Source organism: Arenibacter hampyeongensis, assembly GCF_002909255.1.
In the GTDB taxonomy this organism is placed as follows: domain Bacteria; phylum Bacteroidota; class Bacteroidia; order Flavobacteriales; family Flavobacteriaceae; genus Arenibacter; species Arenibacter hampyeongensis.
In genome coordinates this window covers 1-18634 of record NZ_PIOB01000010.1, presented here as the reverse complement: position 1 = coordinate 18634, position 18634 = coordinate 1, and the positions used below count along the sequence as shown (strand labels likewise).

At 39.7% G+C, this 18634-nt stretch carries 11 protein-coding genes and 1 pseudogene; 10 read left to right on the top strand and 2 right to left on the bottom strand.

Annotated features, from left to right (window positions below; all coding sequences use genetic code 11):
- Nucleotides 1–102 precede the first annotated feature (102 nt).
- The 7 genes and pseudogenes from CWD91_RS18925 (at nucleotide 103) to CWD91_RS18900 (ending at nucleotide 10922) form a co-directional block, all read left to right on the top strand.
- A complete protein-coding gene (locus CWD91_RS18925) occupies nucleotides 103–2196 on the top strand; it encodes a glycoside hydrolase family 172 protein (RefSeq protein WP_157943843.1) in 2094 nt (697 codons plus the stop codon).
- Between the two features lie 30 nt (nucleotides 2197–2226).
- Complete coding sequence (locus CWD91_RS18920) at nucleotides 2227–4299, top strand: alpha-galactosidase (RefSeq protein WP_103442548.1); 2073 nt, start codon at nucleotides 2227–2229, stop codon at nucleotides 4297–4299.
- 50 nt (nucleotides 4300–4349) lie between these two features.
- Entirely contained in the window at nucleotides 4350–6788 is a 2439-nt protein-coding gene (locus tag CWD91_RS18915; protein WP_103442547.1) for a hypothetical protein, read from the top strand.
- A 379-nt stretch (nucleotides 6789–7167) separates the two neighbouring features.
- Nucleotides 7168–7496: pseudogene (locus CWD91_RS23220) on the top strand (hypothetical protein).
- A gap of 15 nt (nucleotides 7497–7511) precedes the next feature.
- Entirely contained in the window at nucleotides 7512–8276 is a 765-nt protein-coding gene (locus CWD91_RS18910; RefSeq protein WP_103442546.1) for an SDR family NAD(P)-dependent oxidoreductase, read from the top strand.
- 76 nt (nucleotides 8277–8352) lie between these two features.
- On the top strand, nucleotides 8353–9228 hold the full coding sequence (locus tag CWD91_RS18905; protein WP_103442545.1) for an SMP-30/gluconolactonase/LRE family protein: 876 nt from the start codon (nucleotides 8353–8355) through the stop codon (nucleotides 9226–9228).
- Nucleotides 9229–9296: 68 nt separating this feature from the next.
- Nucleotides 9297–10922: a sodium:solute symporter gene (locus CWD91_RS18900; RefSeq protein WP_103442544.1), complete on the top strand. Its 1626-nt coding sequence runs from the start codon at nucleotides 9297–9299 to the stop codon at nucleotides 10920–10922.
- Between the two features lie 134 nt (nucleotides 10923–11056).
- Here the strand turns inward: CWD91_RS18900 and CWD91_RS18895 are convergent, their stop codons facing one another.
- Nucleotides 11057–11941 carry a dienelactone hydrolase family protein gene (locus CWD91_RS18895; RefSeq protein ID WP_103442658.1) on the bottom strand — a complete coding sequence of 295 codons (885 nt, stop codon included), beginning with the start codon at nucleotides 11939–11941 and terminating at the stop codon, nucleotides 11057–11059.
- Nucleotides 11942–12507: 566 nt separating this feature from the next.
- Between CWD91_RS18895 and CWD91_RS18890 the strand changes: the two genes are divergently transcribed.
- The 3 genes from CWD91_RS18890 to CWD91_RS18880 all read left to right on the top strand — a co-directional run bounded on the left by CWD91_RS18890 (nucleotide 12508) and on the right by CWD91_RS18880 (nucleotide 16313).
- The gene (locus CWD91_RS18890; RefSeq protein WP_157943842.1) at nucleotides 12508–14253 is read left to right on the top strand and encodes a sensor histidine kinase; all 1746 of its coding nucleotides are present in this window, start codon (nucleotides 12508–12510) and stop codon (nucleotides 14251–14253) included.
- Complete coding sequence (locus tag CWD91_RS18885; RefSeq protein ID WP_103442542.1) at nucleotides 14246–14671, top strand: response regulator; 426 nt, start codon at nucleotides 14246–14248, stop codon at nucleotides 14669–14671. Before CWD91_RS18890 ends, CWD91_RS18885 begins: the two co-directional genes overlap by 8 nt.
- Before the next feature lie 427 nt (nucleotides 14672–15098).
- Entirely contained in the window at nucleotides 15099–16313 is a 1215-nt protein-coding gene (locus CWD91_RS18880) for a site-specific integrase (protein WP_103442541.1), read from the top strand.
- A 133-nt stretch (nucleotides 16314–16446) separates the two neighbouring features.
- On the opposite strand, the gene CWD91_RS18875 is transcribed toward CWD91_RS18880, so the two are convergent.
- On the bottom strand, nucleotides 16447–18634 hold a 2188-nt coding region (locus CWD91_RS18875), incomplete at its 5' end, for a relaxase/mobilization nuclease domain-containing protein (RefSeq protein WP_157943841.1).

Sequence of the window (18634 nt, the reverse complement as noted above, 5' to 3'; positions counted from 1 at the left end):
ATTAGTTTGTCCTAATCCTCCCTTAAGGTCTAAAATCAAAGTTTTGTTTATTAAACTTGTTCAATATGCCAATATTAATCAATCACGTTAAAATTTTAGTTGGTGAACAATAGAATAATGTTATTTGGATTTTTATTAAATATAATTTTTTTCATTTCTAGTGAAGGACTTTATGCTCAGGAAGACGAGGTGAATATCTCTGGTCTGTTGGAGGAAATAGTAGATCGCGAAAAGATTACCCAATTTCCAACATCCAACTATCAATCCAAGCAAGCAAGCAGTTATAATAGGGAATCGGTTTCCCCTGATTTGCCGGGCTGGTTTGCTGATAGTGATGGAGTTTCTTTCAAACGGGTCGAGGAGATAAACGGTAAAAAAGAGTGGGTGCTGATGGAAGATTCAGGCCCGGGTGTTATTACTAAAATTTGGGCGGTCTGTTTTTACTATGGGTTAGACAATACCGAGGGTGCAAATATAAATATTTATCTAGATGGCAATCTAGAGCCCGTGATTTCCACTAATTTCTTTGACCTAGTAAAAGGGAATGATTTTGTAAAACCGCCTTTTGCCGATTATTCAGCAAGGGCGGGCAATCTTTATTTTCCAATACCTTATGCTAAAGGGTGTAAGATTACCATGGAAAAGAAAGCTTTCTATAATATTATTAATTATAGAAAATATCCCACGAGTACCAAGGTTAAAACCTTTACCATGGAAGATTTTGAAAGGACCTCGAAAGTAAGAAATGAAGTGGGTAAAATTTTAACGGAATACAGGTTGCCGAAAGGAACTAAAAAAGAACAAGAAAAATCGATTGACCCCTTAGAATCTATAATTTTTGACCTTCCTAAAGGAAATAATTCCGTTCAGGAATTTCAATTCAAGCTTACAGCTGCTTCAGATATGACTCAAGCCTTACGTTCGGTGGTATTGCAGTCCAATTTTGATGGTGAGGAAACTATATGGGTCCCGGTGGGCGACTTTTTTAACAATGTAGGAAAAATCCAAAGTTATGATATGTGGGAGCGGTCGGTTACTGAAGACGGCAATATGATATGCCGTTGGGTAATGCCATATAAGAATAGAGGTCAGTTGGTTGTTAAGAATCTTGGAAAAGAAAAAGTAAAGGTTAAAATGTCCGTTACGACTAAGAAAATGAAATGGACGTCCAATTCCATGCACTTTTATGCCACCTGGCAGATGGATGACCCCACGCCTACATTTCCGTTATATGATTATAATTTTTTAAGTGCAAGTGGAAAAGGAGTCATTGTTGGTGATGAGTGGTCAGTACTTAATCCCATTGAAGGATGGTGGGGTGAAGGTGATGAGAAAATCTACATAGATGAGGATTTGGAAAGAAATTTTCCTTCTCACTTTGGAACTGGAACCGAGGATTATTATGGATGGGCAGGAGGCATTGTTCCTACCCCAGCGGATCAGTTTTCGAAACCCTTTTTGGGGAATATAATAGTGGGTGAAAAATCCAAGGGTTATAACGTTTGTACTCGAACCCGGGTATTGGATGCCATTCCTTTTAGAAATCAAATAAAATTTGATATGGAATCCTCTTGTGGCAAACGTAGTAAATCCCATTTCTTACAATATGCACAGACTACTTTTTGGTATGGGATTCCGGGTGTAACTCACAATAAACCGGCATTACCTTCCTTTGCAGCTACTAAATTACCAACAATAGAAGATTTGGAAAGGGAAATAGAAAAAGCTCAGGGATCTCAGTATGTGGTGGACGGAGCTTTAGAGGCAGAGATACTCCCAATTGTTGATAAAAGTGCAAAGGTTAAGGAAAACTTCAGTGAAATTCCAATGTGGGGAGAGATAAGCTCTGGGGCACTTAAAAACATTTGGTTCGAGGAACCGGGCGACTTTGTCGAGTTTAATATTACCGAACAATTTGAAACCTCTCTAATTTATCTGTGTACTGCTGTTGGGCCTAATAGCGGCATGTTTGATGTCTATGTAAACGGCATTAAAAAAAATAGTCAAGATCTCTATTCCAAACATGAAGGGGTTACGAATCCATATCTAAACCTAGGAGAATGTAAGCCTGTAAACAATGCTTATGTTGTGCGATTTGAATTGGTCGGCAACAACCAAGAATCTAGAATGACCAATAAGAAGTTTGCCTTGGGAGTCGATTTCTTTCTTATAGAGAACAATTTTCTTAAGGACTAATATTATAAAACGCCAATTAAATAATTATCAATGAAGTCTATTTTAAAGCTTTTTACTCTTATAATCCTATTTATAACGGTAAGCTGCAAAACCAAAAATGAATTTACGTTGGAAAACGAATCTGTAGCAAGGATTATAAATGTAAGCTCTGACGGCCATCTATTTACCTCGGAAGTCCTTAATAAAATTGCAGGCAAAAAGTTAATTCCAAAGGACAAAGAGGAATTTAGGTTAAGAATTTCCCAAGGTACGCACATAGAAGGGTCAGATCTAGTGCTAAGCTCTGAGGATTTCAAATTTATAAAAGTACTCCAAGAAGACAGTAACTCCCTTGGCTTCCTATTAAAAAATAAGGAACACCAATTGGAAGTTGAGGTTTATTACGAAGTAGGAAAGGACGATTTTTATATCCATAAATATCTGAATATAAGATCGACTAAACCTGTTACCCTAGAACGGATAGATGTTGAGTCTTTGTCCCTAGAGGATATTTATCAGCCATACCAGATCAAACAAATAACCTCTCAAGGTGTAGCCCAATGGCGACCCGGTCTTGGTCAACCCTTGTATGGATCAGAATCGGCCACCTTTTTTGGGATAGAGTTTCCCGGAGCTAACAATTATGTAGAAAATAAAAAGGGCTATTGTGGCTATTTATGGGGCAAGGAAATTAAGGCAGATGAAATATATATTTCCCATAAGGCAGTGATTGGTGTGGGTGATGATTCCGAATACATTCAAGAGACATTTTTTAATTATATAGATAGGATTCGGATTAGGCCTCTTAGGTTACAAATCCAATATAACAGTTGGTTTGATTTTTATAGTGGTGTAGACAAGGCAAAATTTAACCAAAGTGTGTCGAAAGTTCAACAAGAACTAGTTAAGGAAAGGGAGGTTGATCCGCTTAATGCATATGTCATTGACGATGGTTGGCAGGATGTAAGTGCTGATTGGTCTGACAAAGTTTGGAAGGTAAACTCAAAATTCGATGCCGATTTCTCTACAAGTTTCGAAAATGTAGAACTTGCAGATTCAAAACTTGGATTATGGATGAGTCCAGGATGTCTTTTGGGCGGAGAACCTGCGGTGCAAAAGCTCAGGGAACAAGGCTTTGAAACCCTAGGAAAATGGATGTCCATGGCCGGACCCAAGTATATGCAATTGTTGGAGGACAGGATGTTGGAGTTGACCAATAATGGAGTTAATTACTTTAAACTCGACGGGATTTTTGGACATCTCAATACTAGGGAATTTGAACTTCATGGAGACCAATACGGCATACCTTATATGCCACAGTTGGGAACTGAAGGTTTATCAGCATCGGACCCAATCCTGAACGATTCCAAATTTGATGAATTAAAGACGTACTATCTCGTTGCCGGAACCGAGCGGTTAATGGAACTTTTTAGGAAACAACACGCCGTTGATCCTAATGTTTATGTTGTAATTTCCAACGGGGCTTACCTTAGTCCATGGTGGCTAATGTACATAGATGCCGTGTGGATGATCAATGCGGGGGATGCAGCTGGGGGAAGCAATAGAACAGAGGAATTGGTTTATAGGGATGGAGTTTACTACGAAACATGGCAAAAGGAAAACACTCAATTTCCCATTAATTCGGTGTTTAATCATGAACCAAAAAAGGTAAAATCAGGGGAAAGTCCGGAAGTATTCTCACAATATTTATGGATGAATCTTTCTAGGGGAACCGGTTTTGTGGAGCTCTATATTAAAACTCAGGAACTTTCTGAAAGCGATTGGGATGTTTTGGCTAAAGGCCTAAAATGGGCTAAGACCGCATTTCCATATTTTAAACGAGCTAAAATACACGGAGGTAATCCAAAGGAATCGGAAATATACGGATATACGGGATGGAATGAAGATGGCGGGTATATATCTTTCCATAATCCCTCAAATCTGCCACAAACATATAGCGTAATACTCGATCGAAAGTTGGGGCTAATTGAAGGGAAAAATAAATACTATGTTTCCTCCCCATTGGAAAACGCCACGGAATTTGTCCAAAAGGAATATATACATGGATCTGAGGTAAAAATACTTCTAAAGCCAAGAGAAGTAAAGATTTTGGATTTTAGATAATAGTATTGGAAATACTAAAGAACACAATTGTAAAACCATATAAATACCACATGAAAAATAAAGCTTTAAAAATTGTAACCTTCTGTTTGTTGGCACTATTCTTTGGATGTAATAAGCATACCGATAATGTTTATCAAGCGGGAAACCTGAATATTGGATTTGATTCAAAGGGAAAAATTACGGGTCTGACAGATTCAAAAAATAATAACCAGTATGCTTATGCCACCAAAGATCCCAAATCTATTTTGGCCATCAGGGTTAATGGGGAAATTGAATATCCTTCCTCTTTTGAAATTAAGGAAGGGGAGGATGTTATATTGTTGAGCTATCCAAAAAATGATGTGAGGGCAGAGGTTAAAATCCTAAAAAAGGAACGGTATCTTACTTTTGAGCTAATCTCAATTACTAAAGAAAGTGATATTGAATTAGTGTTATGGGGGCCTTTTGAGACCAACATTAAGGAAACTATTGGAGAAACAGTTGGTGTGGTTCGGAACAGGGATTTTTCCATAGGTATTCAGGCCTTGAACAAAAGAACGCTGGGCGGATATCCTACCAACGAGGACGATTCCACACCATCCTACGATATATTTGGAACAACCAGTTTGGTAGATATTTCGGATTCCTTGAATATACTTTACAGAGGCCATACAGCCTTGCCTAAAGATTATGGCAGTTCATTGCAGGCATACACAAGGAATAGGGATAAAGAAAGGATTGTGGCTACCATGGGACATGAACATTACGTGGCCCCAGCCTTTAAGGATGAAGGAATTTTAGGTTCCAAAATAGCCTTGTTTGGTTGCGCCCCGGAAGAAGTCTTGAATACCTTGGAGGTGATAGAGTTGGCTGAGGGATTGCCGCATCCTACCATAGATGGGGTCTGGAGCAAACGGGCCAAAACTGCTACAGCTGCATACTTGATTCAGGATTTTGGAACCGCCACCATAGATGATGCTATAGCTTTAACCAAAAAAGCCGGACTACAATATTTGTATCATTCAGGGCCATTTTCCAATTGGGGTCATTTCGAATTACATAAAGATGCATTTCCAGAGAATTGGGACAGCATGAAAGAATTTGTGGATAAGGCGGAACAGGAAGGGATTAAATTGGGAGCTCATACTTTGTCCAACTTTACCACTACAAATGACCCTTATGTAACTCCTATTCCAGATGAAAGACTGGCGAAAGTAGGATCTAGTGTACTTGTAAATGATATAAGTGAAAAGGAAAAAAATATTGAAATAAAAGACCCGACTTATTTTAACCAAATGGGCAACAATAGCCTGCATGCGGTAGTAATCGGAAGTGAAATAATTAGGTACGAAAGTGTTTCAGAAACTGCACCTTGGATATTGATCAATTCCCAGCGCGGGGCATTTGGAACCCAAGCCAGTAGTCACAATAAGGAGGATATCATATCCAAATTGGCAGACCATGCCTACAAAACCTTTTTGACCAATACCGACTTGGGAGTGGAAATGGCCACAAGAATAGCTGATTTATATAACAAGACTGGATTACGGCAAATATCCTTTGATGGTTTAGAAGGAAATGCTTCAACGGGAATGGGAAGCTATGGAGAAGTGTTATTCGTAGATGCCTGGTACAATAATTTATTGCCAGAAGTAAAGAACGATTATATTATGGATGCCAGTAAGCCAGGACATTATTTTTGGCATTTGTTTACCCGTATGAATTGGGGTGAACCTTGGTATGCCGGATTCAGGGAGAGTCAGACCTCATATAGATTATTGAATCAGGATTATTTTCGTAGAAATTTCATTCCATGTATGCTGGGATGGTTTAGTATGCGGGACAATACCAGTTTGGAGGATATAGAATGGATGTTGGCCAGAAGTGCCGCTTTTGATGCTGGCTATGCCTTGGTTACCTCAGTGGATTTGGTGAATAAGAATGGATTTGGTGATGAAATTTTGGAGAAAATAAAAGAATGGGAAAAAGCAAGATTGGGAGGAGCTTTTTCTGTAGAACAAAAAAAGAGGATGGAAAATATTAAGGATGAATTTTCCTTGGAAAAAGTGTCTGAAGATAGTTGGAATTTAATTCCCTTTGCTGTCCAGCGTTTTGAGCACGAATTGAAAATTAGACAACCTGGAGAGCCGGTTTGGTCCGTATACCAGTACAAGAACGAGTTTGCTACACAACCGATGCAGTTTATATTGACCACAAAGAACACCAAGGTCTCGGGGATAAGTATTGAGTTGGATGATTTCAAAAAAATCGACTTGGACATAACCATTGATAAGGGCGAGAATCTTAAATACGATGGCGGCAACGAGGTGGTGCTTTATGATAAATCCTGGAACAGAGTAAAAAGCATCCTGATCGACCCGGAAAAGCTGAAAATAAGTAGTGGTGACCACAAGATAAAGGTCGACTGTATTTTTTCTGCCAAAGAGGAAGCAAGTCTGAAATTGGAAATTAAAACAGCTGGAAACCCTGAGAAAGTAGCGATTAAATAATCTGGTTTGGGTGAAATAGAAATTCATTTTTAAGTCACAAGAAATATGAAAGGGTTGGACTAAATAGTAGCCAACCCTTTTTCAATTGGCAGATGTAATATTTTTTCCATAGCTACTTGCGCAATTATGTAAATTCCTTAAAAAACGACCTATTTATTTCGGAAAAGTTCACGATATTGAAGCCTGCAAATAGGGATTGAGTGAAATACTCACAATAAAATGAAGATTTATAATAATGAATTCCACCAAAATATTATTAGGGAGGAACCAAAGCTGTATTCTTGTACTTAAAAATGTTGGGCCCAAGGGGTATCCCGGAATGCCGGTGGCAGGAAATACGGTATTCTCCTAAAAACTTTTGGAAAAAGGAGTCAAGGTTATGGTCTGTATTTTGGATGGCCGGATGAGGGGAACCGGTTTTGGTACCGTGGTGTTACATGTTTCACCGGAGGCTGCCATGGGAGGTAATTTTCAGTAATTGAAAACGGGGATCTGATTACCCTTGATGGTCACAATCGTAGCTTAACTGTATTGGTGCAGGATGAAGAATTGGAAAGACGCAAGAAAAAGAGTGCAGTGCCACCTCCAATTGTGGATAGGGGCTATGTTAATTTGTATGTGAACCATGTGCAACAGGCCCATTTGGGAGCGGATATGGACTTTTTACAAGGGAAATCGGGAAGTGAAGTCCCTAGGGATTCCCATTAATACTATTGTTTGATTATGGATTTTAAGGGTAAAGTGGCCATTGTTACAGGAGCGGGACAGGGAATAGGCTTGGAGATTTGTAAACAATTGGTAGCCAAAGGGGCCAATGTTATACTGAACGATTTGGATGCCACTTTGACAAGGGAAGCTGTGGCAGGAATGGAAGGGGAGCAAGGGCAATGTATTGGCGTTTCCGGAGATTCAAGTGAGATGTTGGTTATACGGCAAATGGTAGATACAGCGGTTGCAGAATATGGTAAACTGGATGTAATTGTCGCCAATGCCGGCATTACCCTTTTTGGGGAATTCCTGACCTATACCCCGGATTCATTTTTTGATGTTATGAAAGTTAATTTGGGGGGGAGTTTCTTTTTGGCCCAGGCCGCAGCCAACCAAATGAAAAAGCAAGGTTATGGTGGATCTATTCTTTTTATGTCTTCGGTAACAGGGCATCAGGCACATGAAAATTTAGCGGCCTATGGCATGAGTAAGGCGGCCTTGGAAATGCTTGCCAAGAATTTGGTTATAGAGTTATCGCCCTATAAAATAAACATCAATACCGTGGCACCCGGTGCCACCTTGACCGAAAGGACTATGAGTGATAGGGACTATTTTGGAACCTGGGAAAAAATTACACCCATGGGCCGTCCGGCAACGGTCAATGACATAGCCCAAGCGGTATTGTTTATGGTTTCCGATAATGCCAAGCATATTACGGGTCAGAGTTTGGTAATCGATGGAGGTTGGACAGCGGTTAGTCCCTCTCCTTATAAAAAATAGCTGTTTTCCCTATGTTTATCGATTTAAATTTAATGGGACCTTTTATTGGTCTAGCAATAAAATGACATTTCTTACTATGAATCCAGAAGTTGTATGTGAAAGAATAAGCCAATTAGGGGAGGGCCCGTTGTGGAACCCTTCCAGAAAATTGATATGTTGGGTAGACATCCTAAATGGGCATATCCATGAATGGTCGCCAGTATCCGAATCCCTTAATACCCTTCAGGTAGGTCAAATGATCGGGGCTATGGCGGTTTGTCAGGATGGAAATTATATAGCAGCCATGAAGGATGGCTTTGGATTTGTGAATCATAAAACTGGAAAGGTAGACATGATTGCAAATCCAGAGGTTCATTTGCCGAAAAATAGATTTAACGACGGCAAATGTGACCCCGCTGGTCGCTTTTGGGCTGGGACCATGCCAATTTCCGAGGATGAGGATTCCGGCAGTCTATATCTATTGGGCACTGATAATAAGGTGGAAAAAAAAGAAAGCAAAATTAGTATATCCAATGGCTTGGCTTGGAGTTTGGACCATAAGGTTTTATATTATATAGACACGCCCACCCTAAAGGTAGTAGGATATGATTTCGATATTAAAAATGGAAACATTTCCAACAAAAGAACCATTATCAATGTTCCCAAGGAAGAGGGATTTCCGGATGGGATGACCATAGATCGCGAGGGAATGTTATGGATAGCCCATTGGGGCGGTTGGCAGGTGACCCACTGGAATCCTATGACCGGGAAAAAATTATCGGCCATTAAATTGCCGGTTTCCAACGTTACCTCCTGCGCTTTCGGGGGCGAATCCATGGAAGATCTGTACATTACTTCGGCAAGGAAGGGTCTCAGTAAGGAGGAATTGGAAAAGCAACCCTTGGCCGGTTCGTTATTTGTAATTAGACAATCTGGTTATACTGGTATCGAGGCATACAAATTTAAGAATTGAGTTTTTCGGATTTCATAAATACTTTAATCCAATAGTTTATTAAGTAATACCAACTAAACCAAATTAAAATGAAGGGATTGGACGTTCTGGATTGGGTTGTGATCACCGCGTATTTCGTGATACTTCTTGGTGTCGCCTGGTGGGTAATAAAACAAAAACAAAAGAATACGGAGGACTATTTTCTGGCAGGTAGGAATATTGGATGGTTTATGGTAGGTGCCTCCATTTTTGCTTCCAATATTGGGTCCGAGCATGTAGTTGGATTGGCAGGCAACGGGGCAGGGGATAAAATGCCATTATTGATTTATGAAATGCATGCCTGGATCGTTTTAATGTTGGGTTGGGTATTTTTGCCTTTCTATGCCAGAAGCGGGGTTTTTACAATGCCGGAATTTTTGGAAAAGAGGTTCGATGCACGTTCCCGTTGGGTCCTCTCCATAGTATCTCTGATTGCCTATATCCTTACCAAAGTATCGGTTACAATTTATGCAGGTGGGGTAGTGGTTTCTGCCCTATTGGGTATACCTTTTTGGATCGGTGCGGTGGCAACAGTGGCGCTTACGGGTCTGTATACCATTTTGGGTGGAATGCGGGCTGTAGTCTATACCGAGACCATACAGGCCATAGTATTGGTGCTTGGGGCAGGAATCCTTAGTTTTATGGGACTTGAAGCTGTAGGGGGCTGGGGAGAATTAAAGGAGACCATTGGGGTGGATTATTTTAATATGTGGCGGCCCAATTCGGATCCAGATTATCCATGGCTTCCATTGTTTTTAACAAGTACCATTGTTGGTATCTGGTATTGGTGTACCGATCAGGTTATTGTTCAAAGGGTGCTTACTGCTAAAAGTATTAAAGCTGGTAGAAGGGGTAGTATCTTTGGTGCACTTTTAAAATTAATGCCCGTTTTTCTTTTTTTGATTCCGGGAGTTGTGGCTTTGGGACTTAAAATACAGGGAAAACTGCATTGGGACAATCCTGACGAGGCCTTTCCTGTTTTAATGAGCAACCTTTTACCTTCCGGTCTGCGTGGTTTGGTAGCGGCAGGACTATTGGCTGCCCTGATGAGCTCTTTGGCTTCCGTATTTAATTCATGCTCCACTTTGTTTACCCTGGATATTTACAAAAAATTGAAGCCCGAAAAGCCTGAGGAAGAATTGGTAAAAACAGGTAGGATCGCCACCTTTTTTGTAGTGGGGCTAGGGTTGTTGTGGATACCGGTGATCACAAGACTTTCGGACGGACTTTATGAATACTTGCAGAACGTACAGGCTTACATTTCGCCACCGATCACGGCGGTATTCCTGCTCGGAATATTTTACAAACGTATCAATGCCAACGGTGCCATTGCTACTTTGGTAGGTGGGTTGATCATAGGGTTTTCCAAACTGACCTTGGAAATCATGAAATCCAGTTTTTCCGAGGGCAGTTTTTTGTTCAATATCGCTGATATAAACTGGTTGGTGTTTGCCGCCTATTTCTTTGCGCTATGCGTGGCCATTGCCGTTATAGTGAGTATGTTTTATCCGGCCCCATCGGCAGCACAATTGTCCGGTCTAACCTTTGGTACGGTTACAGATAAACAAAAGGAGGAAAACAAGGCCAGCTATACTATTTGGGATATTGTGGCCTCGGTACTGGTAGTGGTCATAGTGGTCTATATCATGATATCTTTTAGTACGCTTTCCCTATAGTTTGAGATATAAACCAAGCGATCAAATATAGTCCATATTATAATTGATCGCTTGGATGAATATAGAAGTACGAAGAGTATTCTTACGAATCAGAAGTTTTGAGTACTGTTTATAGGCTTTGGTTCTGAATGGCCTTATCCCAGCTTTTCTTTAAAAAAATCAATTGTTCGCCCCCAGGCCAATTCGGCAGCCTCCCTATCATACCTTGGTGTAGTATCATTGTGAAAGCCATGATTTGCGTTGGGGTAGATATAGGCCTTATATTCTTTGCCATACTTCTTTAAAGCCTCTTCATAGGCTGGCCAACCTTCATTGACGCGTTTGTCCAATTCGCCAAAATGGAGTAACAGGGGTGCGTTTATTTTTTCAATATCTTCCGTTGGTTGTCCCCCGTAAAAAGGAACGGCTGCCCCTAAATTCGAAACTTTTACCGCCATCATATTGGAAATCCAACCTCCGAAACAGAATCCTACTACACCAACTTTTCCGGAGCATTCAGGGTGGGTTTTCAAATGTTCAAAGGCGGCTATAAAATCCTCCAACATTTCATTGCGATCTCGCTTGCCCTGTAGTTCGCGTCCGTCATCATCGTTTCCGGGATAACCACCCAAGGGTGTCAAGGCATCGGGAGCCAAAGAGATAAATCCTGCAAGGCCGGCTCTACGCCCTACATCTTCGATATGAGGATTTAACCCACGGTTTTCGTGTACTACAATTATTCCTGGAAGTTTTTCTTTGGCATCTGCGGGCCTTGAAAGCAGACCCTTTATGGAACCTCCGCCCTTGGGTGAATTGTAATGGATAAATTCCGATTTCAGTTGTGGATCACCTGGCTGAATCTGGATTTTTTTTACATAATCTGGAGAGATAAAGCTAAGAAGCGACGCTACCGTGAGCCCTCCGACCGCATAGGTCGATAATTTATCCATAAACAATCTCCTACTTACCCTGTCGTGGGCATAATCGTCATAGAGGTCGAAAACCTCCTGCTTAATGTCCTCTTTTTTTAATGGTTTCATGAGTTTAGTTTTATAGTTGAATATCCTTTTGGTCTTTTTTAATGTTAAGGTCGGATTCCGAACCATAGGTTTTTGAGCAGAATTTAAAGAACATAATTAATTCATTAACACCATGGGATAATTTTTTAATACCAAGGCCGACATTGACCTGAACTTATTAAAAGTATAAAAATAGTTTTAACTATGGATGGAAATTATGAAGACAAGTCAACTTTTACCCATAATGATGAAAAAAATATGGGAATGGGACATAATAAATAATGAATCCCTTCGCCGGCTCTTTAAATATAGAATTTCAACAGTCCAAGTTTAATCAAGGTTTTGAAGGCAATTGTATTAATGGAATTTAAAATTAAAAATGATTTATAAGGCATAGTTTTACCTATATTTGATTTTCAGTTTATTGCTAATCTGAACCATTAAAACTTCCCCCAAATAGATTTATTGCATATTGAGCTGTGCTTCCATTTTAGTGCATGTTTTAACCATTAATAGCTTTTAATTTGATTAAACGTTTATCTTTAAAATTTGTCAAATACTACCTCCCAGTACTTATATTGAGTGTTTTGGCAGTTTTATGGATTTATGGAAAAGAGCGCAACAATTTGACCTCTTTACAGCAAAAGGAACTCTCCAATAAGAAACAACTGATCGTTGAACTTTTAAAACCCATGATAGCCAACCTCTATTATTGGGAGCAATACCATTTTAGTGAGAACGATTTTAATCCGGATAAAAATGCCCATCTAGATAAGGATATTGGTGATTTTTTAATTGGAATGGACAGTTATAGTCAATTTAGGCTCATTAATTCAGCAGGAACTGAGGTATTTAGACTTAATCGGAAAGAGAATGGGAAAATAGTCAAAAGTGTCGAGCTCCAAGATAAGGCCGATAGGGATTATTATCGGGTGACCAGAGATCTTAAAAAAAATCAAATTTACTTATCCCCATTAAACCTTAATCAAGAAAATGGCATACTGGAATTGCCCTATAAGCCCATGATTCGTGGGGTAGCCCCCATATTGGATACCTTAGGCAATAAACTGGGTATAGTCGTTATAAATTTCAGTGCAGTAAAACTCCTCGATTTGCTGAAAAAGGACAACCAATACCCTTTTATGTTGTTGGACCACCAGGGTAATTATTTGGTGAGTAATGACAGTAAAAAAGAGTTTGCCCATTTAATTCCTAACAGTGGAAATATCACTTTTAAGGAGGGTCGTCTTCAGGTATGGGATTCCCTGAATACCAAAGAATCCATATCCTTGTTCAAGAACGGAGATTTGTGGGTAAAAACCGGCCTGGATTTTACCAATGAACTGTCCCAAACACCATTATTCCAGCACAAGTTTGCCGATATTATAACGGCCAATAAATGGATGCTGTTAAAACATATAGATTCCAAGCTTATAAATGCTCGGATAAAAAGGGAAATCATTTCGCTTTTGCTGATCAATCTGTTGGTGATATTGGCTATTTTTTGTATTTCCTTTCTCGAAACAAAAACTGAAAATTCCGAAAGGGAATATTTTAAGGCTCTAGAATTAATGAACAACGAGCTGGAGATTAAAAGCTCGGAATTGGAAAATAAAAATAAGATCCTGGCAACCATTCAGAATAAGTTGGAGGTGCGTAATGCCCAACTCATGGGGTATAATAATATTGTTGCCCATAATTTAAGAGCACCCACAACTAGTGTGTCGGCCTTGGTGTCCATGCTAAAGGAATCTAAAAACTACGAAGAGGCCAAGGGTTATTTTCCTAAATTGCACAAGGTAACCCTTGCCATTAACACTTTAGTGGATGATCTTCTTGTCTATGTAAGGATTCTCAATGATGGCAATCAGGTTAGATTGGAAAATTTAGCATTGGAACCTATTATTATGGCCTCATTGGATCTAAATGTAGAAACCTTGGACAAAGAAACCATTGAGGTGAAGACCGATCTTAGTGAATGGAAAGAAATAGAATTTTCAAAGATCTATATGCAGAGTGTAATTCAGAACCTAATATCCAATGCCATAAAATATAGAGATCCGGACAAAAAGTCCATTATACATATCCGGACATTATTGGAAAACAACAAAAAGGTATTGGTATTTGAGGACAATGGCCTTGGGGTTGATCTGAACCGTTACGGCAGTGACATATTTAAATTGTACAAAAGATTTCATCGTGAACTTTCCGGAAAGGGAATGGGTTTGTTTTTGGTGAAAACGCAACTGGAATCGTTAAATGCGAGCATTGAAGTAACTAGTGAATTAGGACAGGGAACCAAGTTTAAAATATTATTTGACAACTATGAATAAATTACATTTTTTTCTAATAGATGACGATGAGATTTTTCAGTTTATCATGAAGAATACAATTGCAGAAGTCAACCCGGATATAAAAATTCAATTTTTTTCCGACGGTGAAAAGGGAATCGATTTCTTAAAGCAGAATCTAGAAGCTGCAAACAATCTTCCGGATATTATCTTATTGGATGTAAACATGCCCTTTATGGACGGGTGGGAGTTTCTTAGTGAGTACAAATCGTTCCAAACTGACATTAAGAAAGATATTAATATTTACCTTCTAACCTCGTCCAACAATCCCCAGGACATAGCCAAGGCACAGGAAATAAGTACACTTTCAGGATATTTGGTTAAGCCAATATCGAAGGATGGCATCAAAAACCTAATAAGCCATTTTCCAACAACGGAGTGGTATCAAAACGAATTTTAGTTTGATGGCTTTTTGATATTGCAAGGGTATTTTTTAAAGAAAGGATAATTGCCATACTTCACCATATTCACTCTCAAGGATGGGCTTTTAGTTAAAATGGGGTTTTAGTTATAGTACCGGTCAAATATTGCAGAAGGCCATTGGAAACTGGTACTATAAAGGATATTGTGTTGGTTCTAAAGCAAAAAAAAGCCGAGATGTAGATCTCGGCTTTACTAAGTACTCGAGGTGGGAATCGAACCCACACTCCAAAGGAACTGGATTTTGAATTCAGAGTATTTTGATGTTATATGTAGTTAAATATCTCATATTAAGCTATTTGCATTTTTACAAAAAACAATAAAGACCACATAAAACCATAAAAAACCACCATTTGTTGTACCTATGTTGTACCTAGAATTCGTATCTTTAGTTTAAATAGTAAAGTATGGGGTCAAGTATAAAGGTAACTCTTCGCAAGAAAGCGAACAAACAAGGTCTTTTTCCTTTAGCGGTTCGCATAACTAAAAACAGAAAAACGACCTATCTTTATATAGGGCATTACATTGCTATTAAATATTGGGATGAAGGCAATCGCGAGGTGCGAAAATCGCATCCCAATTACATACGCTTAAACAATCTTCTTATCAAGAAGTTGGCTGAAGCGAATCAAACCTTAATTGATTTACAGACTCATCAAAATGATATCTCGTCAAAACAGATAAAAGAGGAAATTGCAACTCCGCTTACCAAAATTAGCTTTAAAGAAATTGCCGATAATTATTTAGATAATTTAGAAAAAACAAATAAACTACAGCGTTTATCTTCCGATAAAGCGCGAGTCGGTCATTTTATAAGATTTGTCGATAATGATGATTTAAGTTTTCGAGAAATTGACGAGGCTTTATTGCGTCGTTTTTCACTCTATTTGAAAACTACACGAAAAGTATCTCAACGCTCGGTCATTAACAACTTAATTGTAATTAGAACCCTGTACAATAAAGCTATACGATTAGGAATTGTTGACAGAAAATTGTATCCATTTGGAGCGGATAAAATACGCATCAAATTCCCCGAATCCGAAAAAGTTGGGCTTACCATAGAAGAAATTCAATCAATCGAGGCTTTGGAGGACTTAACGGAACAGCAATCTCATGCGCGAAATGTTTGGTTGTTTAGTTTTTATCTTGCGGGGATGCGTGTTGGTGATGTTCTTATGATTAAGTGGAGCGATATTTACGATGGCCGGTTACACTATCGTATGGGGAAGAACGAAAAATTATTATCCTTTAAATTACCAGAGAAAATTACATCACTTTTAAGACGATATGATGAGGACAGGAGATCCAGTGAGGATTTTGTTTTTCCTGAAATGAACAATGCTGACCTGAAAAATCCGAAAGATGTTTTTAACAAAGTAAAAACCGCCAACAAAAAATTTAATAAATATCTCGTGCAAATCGCAGAAAAAGCGAAAATAAATAAAAAGCTCACCATGCACATTGCGCGTCACAGTTTTGGCAATATTTCAGGCGACAGAATTCCTATTCAGATGCTGCAAAAGCTATATCGTCATTCCACCGTTACAACTACAATAAATTATCAAGCCAATTTTATGCATAAAGAGACTGATGATGCTTTAGAAAAGGTTATTAATTTCTAAATTTTCAAAGTTTCAAAAAGTTCAGCAAAAAAGGAAAGTTAATACTTAGCGCATTATTATTTTTTCTCCCTATCCACGAAAAAAAGCACCTTTTGCGGTGTCAATTACTATAACTCAATCACTTCTTAAAAAGCTACATTGAAATCCCCTTACCCTTGTACTTCGACCAATCCGTGAGTTCATCCTTAAACCCATTGTAAATCTCCTCTTGCCCTTTTTTGCCCCTATTGCCCAATAACGAACTGATGGCATAAACGCCTTTTCGCAACAAACGGTTTTGTTCGATGGAAGATTTCCTTTCCAATGTTTTAGTTATACTATTCCGAAGTCCGTTGTCCATATGGTGCTGTGCTTGCCAGCCATGCAGGTTCGGGTAGACCTTTTCCGCTGTCAGCATAAAGGCGGCCCTATCGTACATTCCCCTTTGCATTAGATGGCCAGCCCAAAGGTTCTTGAGATCGTTCCTGCCATCTTTGATCAGACCGTTGATAACGGTCTGCTGTTCCAATAATGTTGCGGTGACATCGGGAATGGAATTCAAATAAAGGTTTGTTCTTTTGGGCAAGGGGCAACTTGTCCTATGGTCCGTATAAATGGATCTGACCTCGAATCCGTCCTTCCCTTTATCAAAATAGAATCCCTTTGCGTTGAAAAGGGCTATATAGTCCTTAGGAGATTTTTCATATTGGGCGTGCATCCGCTCGGCATGTTTGAGATATGATCCCAATGCGGCCTTCTCTAATTGTTGCCTATAACCGATTTCCATTATCCCGTACAGTTTTGGAAAGACCATTGGTAGAAAAAAGGCGGATGCCGTTAGTTTAGGGCCGGTGTCGGAATTCAGTGCCGTCAACATTTCCAGCACCGAATGGTTTTGACGGACGAAACCGGTGGATACATTCGTGTCCATGTCCTTAGGGTAGGGAAGCTCGCCCAAACGAACGGGGACCGTATGTTTGTTGGAACCGGAAAAGGACAATCTGTTATCCTGATACTTTACTCCCAAGGATAGGAACAGACGATGGACACTCCCTTTTTCCGTCCCGACATCGAAAATGCCGTTTTCCAATATCCTGCCGATAAGCCGGAACTTGCTTTCCAAGGTTTCTTTTTCCTTTTTTTCCTCCAATTGGTATAGCCTGTCCCTCACCGTCGGGAACTCTCTTTTAAGTGCTTCCATCAACAAATTTTTTGGATTTCTTGGAAGATAGCGTTCAAGATAAATGTAGTTTTTTGATATTTTTACATACGGAAGGATATCCATTAGGTTCTTGGCCGTTATGTTCTCCGAGAGCAGTCCGTTCCGTTCTGGGGATTTAAGATGGGATGTTTGGAATGCCTTCTTTATCAGTTTTCGGATTTCAAGTTTGAACTGTTTGCTGTCGGTATCAATCCCTGTAGGCTGGTCGCCGTTCCCGAAAATTTCCGGTCGTTTCACCATTCGGATATTTTGGCCCAGCTCCCTATGATTGAACACATAGCCCGATCTGTCATAGATGGTATATCCCTTGATGATATCCCCTTTTCTGTCCAGTTTTATATCGATGTCCTGATATTCCTTAAGTACTTCTGTCATTTCCTTGGGCCGAATTGTCTTGAAGAGGCCATAGGTAGTTTCTATTTGTTTCAGCAAGCGTTTGCGGTACATCGGAAGCAGTTTCGACTTTGAATTGGCCTCGAATACCTTTTGCAGTTTCGGGCCGCTCAAGCTTCGGTGTACGGTGGAGCCGTTGATGAACCGGGTCCTGTAGCCTTTTTGATTGTCCAGTCCATAGGCTACCCCTATCCTTCCCGATTGGTTTTTAGTTTGCTTTATTTCGATGTGATAGGGCCTGACCAGTTTTGCCAGTTCTTGAAAGCTCCGCACCTTATGTTTTTGGAGTATGCCGTTCAGTACGTCCTGTAAATAGAACTTCGTACCCTGGGCAGGATCTATGCCGAAATGGAGTTCTGGCGACCTGTATATTGGGAGCTCCCTCTGCTGTGTGGTACGTGGCGAGGGCGATAGTCTAAACTTTTTTTCAAGGTATCGTTGGGTCGCCACATTCCTTCTATAGCTGTTAAAAATTCCGAGGACCTTTCCATCATCGTCCACATTGGTCGTTATAATATGGACGTGCTCATGGCCGGTATCAGTGTGCCTTACCATTACAAAGGGCTGTTCGCCATAGCCCATTTGCTCCATGTATTCCCTTGATACTGCTTGGAAGGTATTGTCATCTAGGTGTTCCCCTAGGGGAAGGTTTAGGGTAATATGGGCATAACGGTTCTTGGTGGCATTGCGCTGTCCCTGAAAGTGGAGTACCTTCCAGAAGAATTTT

Bases quoted from the DNA above. Each gene is read 5' to 3' on its own strand.
- CWD91_RS18910 (WP_103442546.1), top strand. From the start codon at position 7,512: ATGGATTTTAAGGGTAAAGTGGCCATTGTTACAGGAGCGGGACAGGGA.
- CWD91_RS18905 (WP_103442545.1), top strand. From the start codon at position 8,353: ATGAATCCAGAAGTTGTATGTGAAAGAATAAGCCAATTAGGGGAGGGC.
- CWD91_RS18920 (WP_103442548.1), top strand. From the start codon at position 2,227: ATGAAGTCTATTTTAAAGCTTTTTACTCTTATAATCCTATTTATAACG.
- CWD91_RS18895 (WP_103442658.1), bottom strand. From the start codon at position 11,941: ATGAAACCATTAAAAAAAGAGGACATTAAGCAGGAGGTTTTCGACCTC.
- CWD91_RS18880 (WP_103442541.1), top strand. From the start codon at position 15,099: ATGGGGTCAAGTATAAAGGTAACTCTTCGCAAGAAAGCGAACAAACAA.
- CWD91_RS18915 (WP_103442547.1), top strand. From the start codon at position 4,350: ATGAAAAATAAAGCTTTAAAAATTGTAACCTTCTGTTTGTTGGCACTA.
- CWD91_RS18900 (WP_103442544.1), top strand. From the start codon at position 9,297: ATGAAGGGATTGGACGTTCTGGATTGGGTTGTGATCACCGCGTATTTC.
- CWD91_RS18885 (WP_103442542.1), top strand. From the start codon at position 14,246: ATGAATAAATTACATTTTTTTCTAATAGATGACGATGAGATTTTTCAG.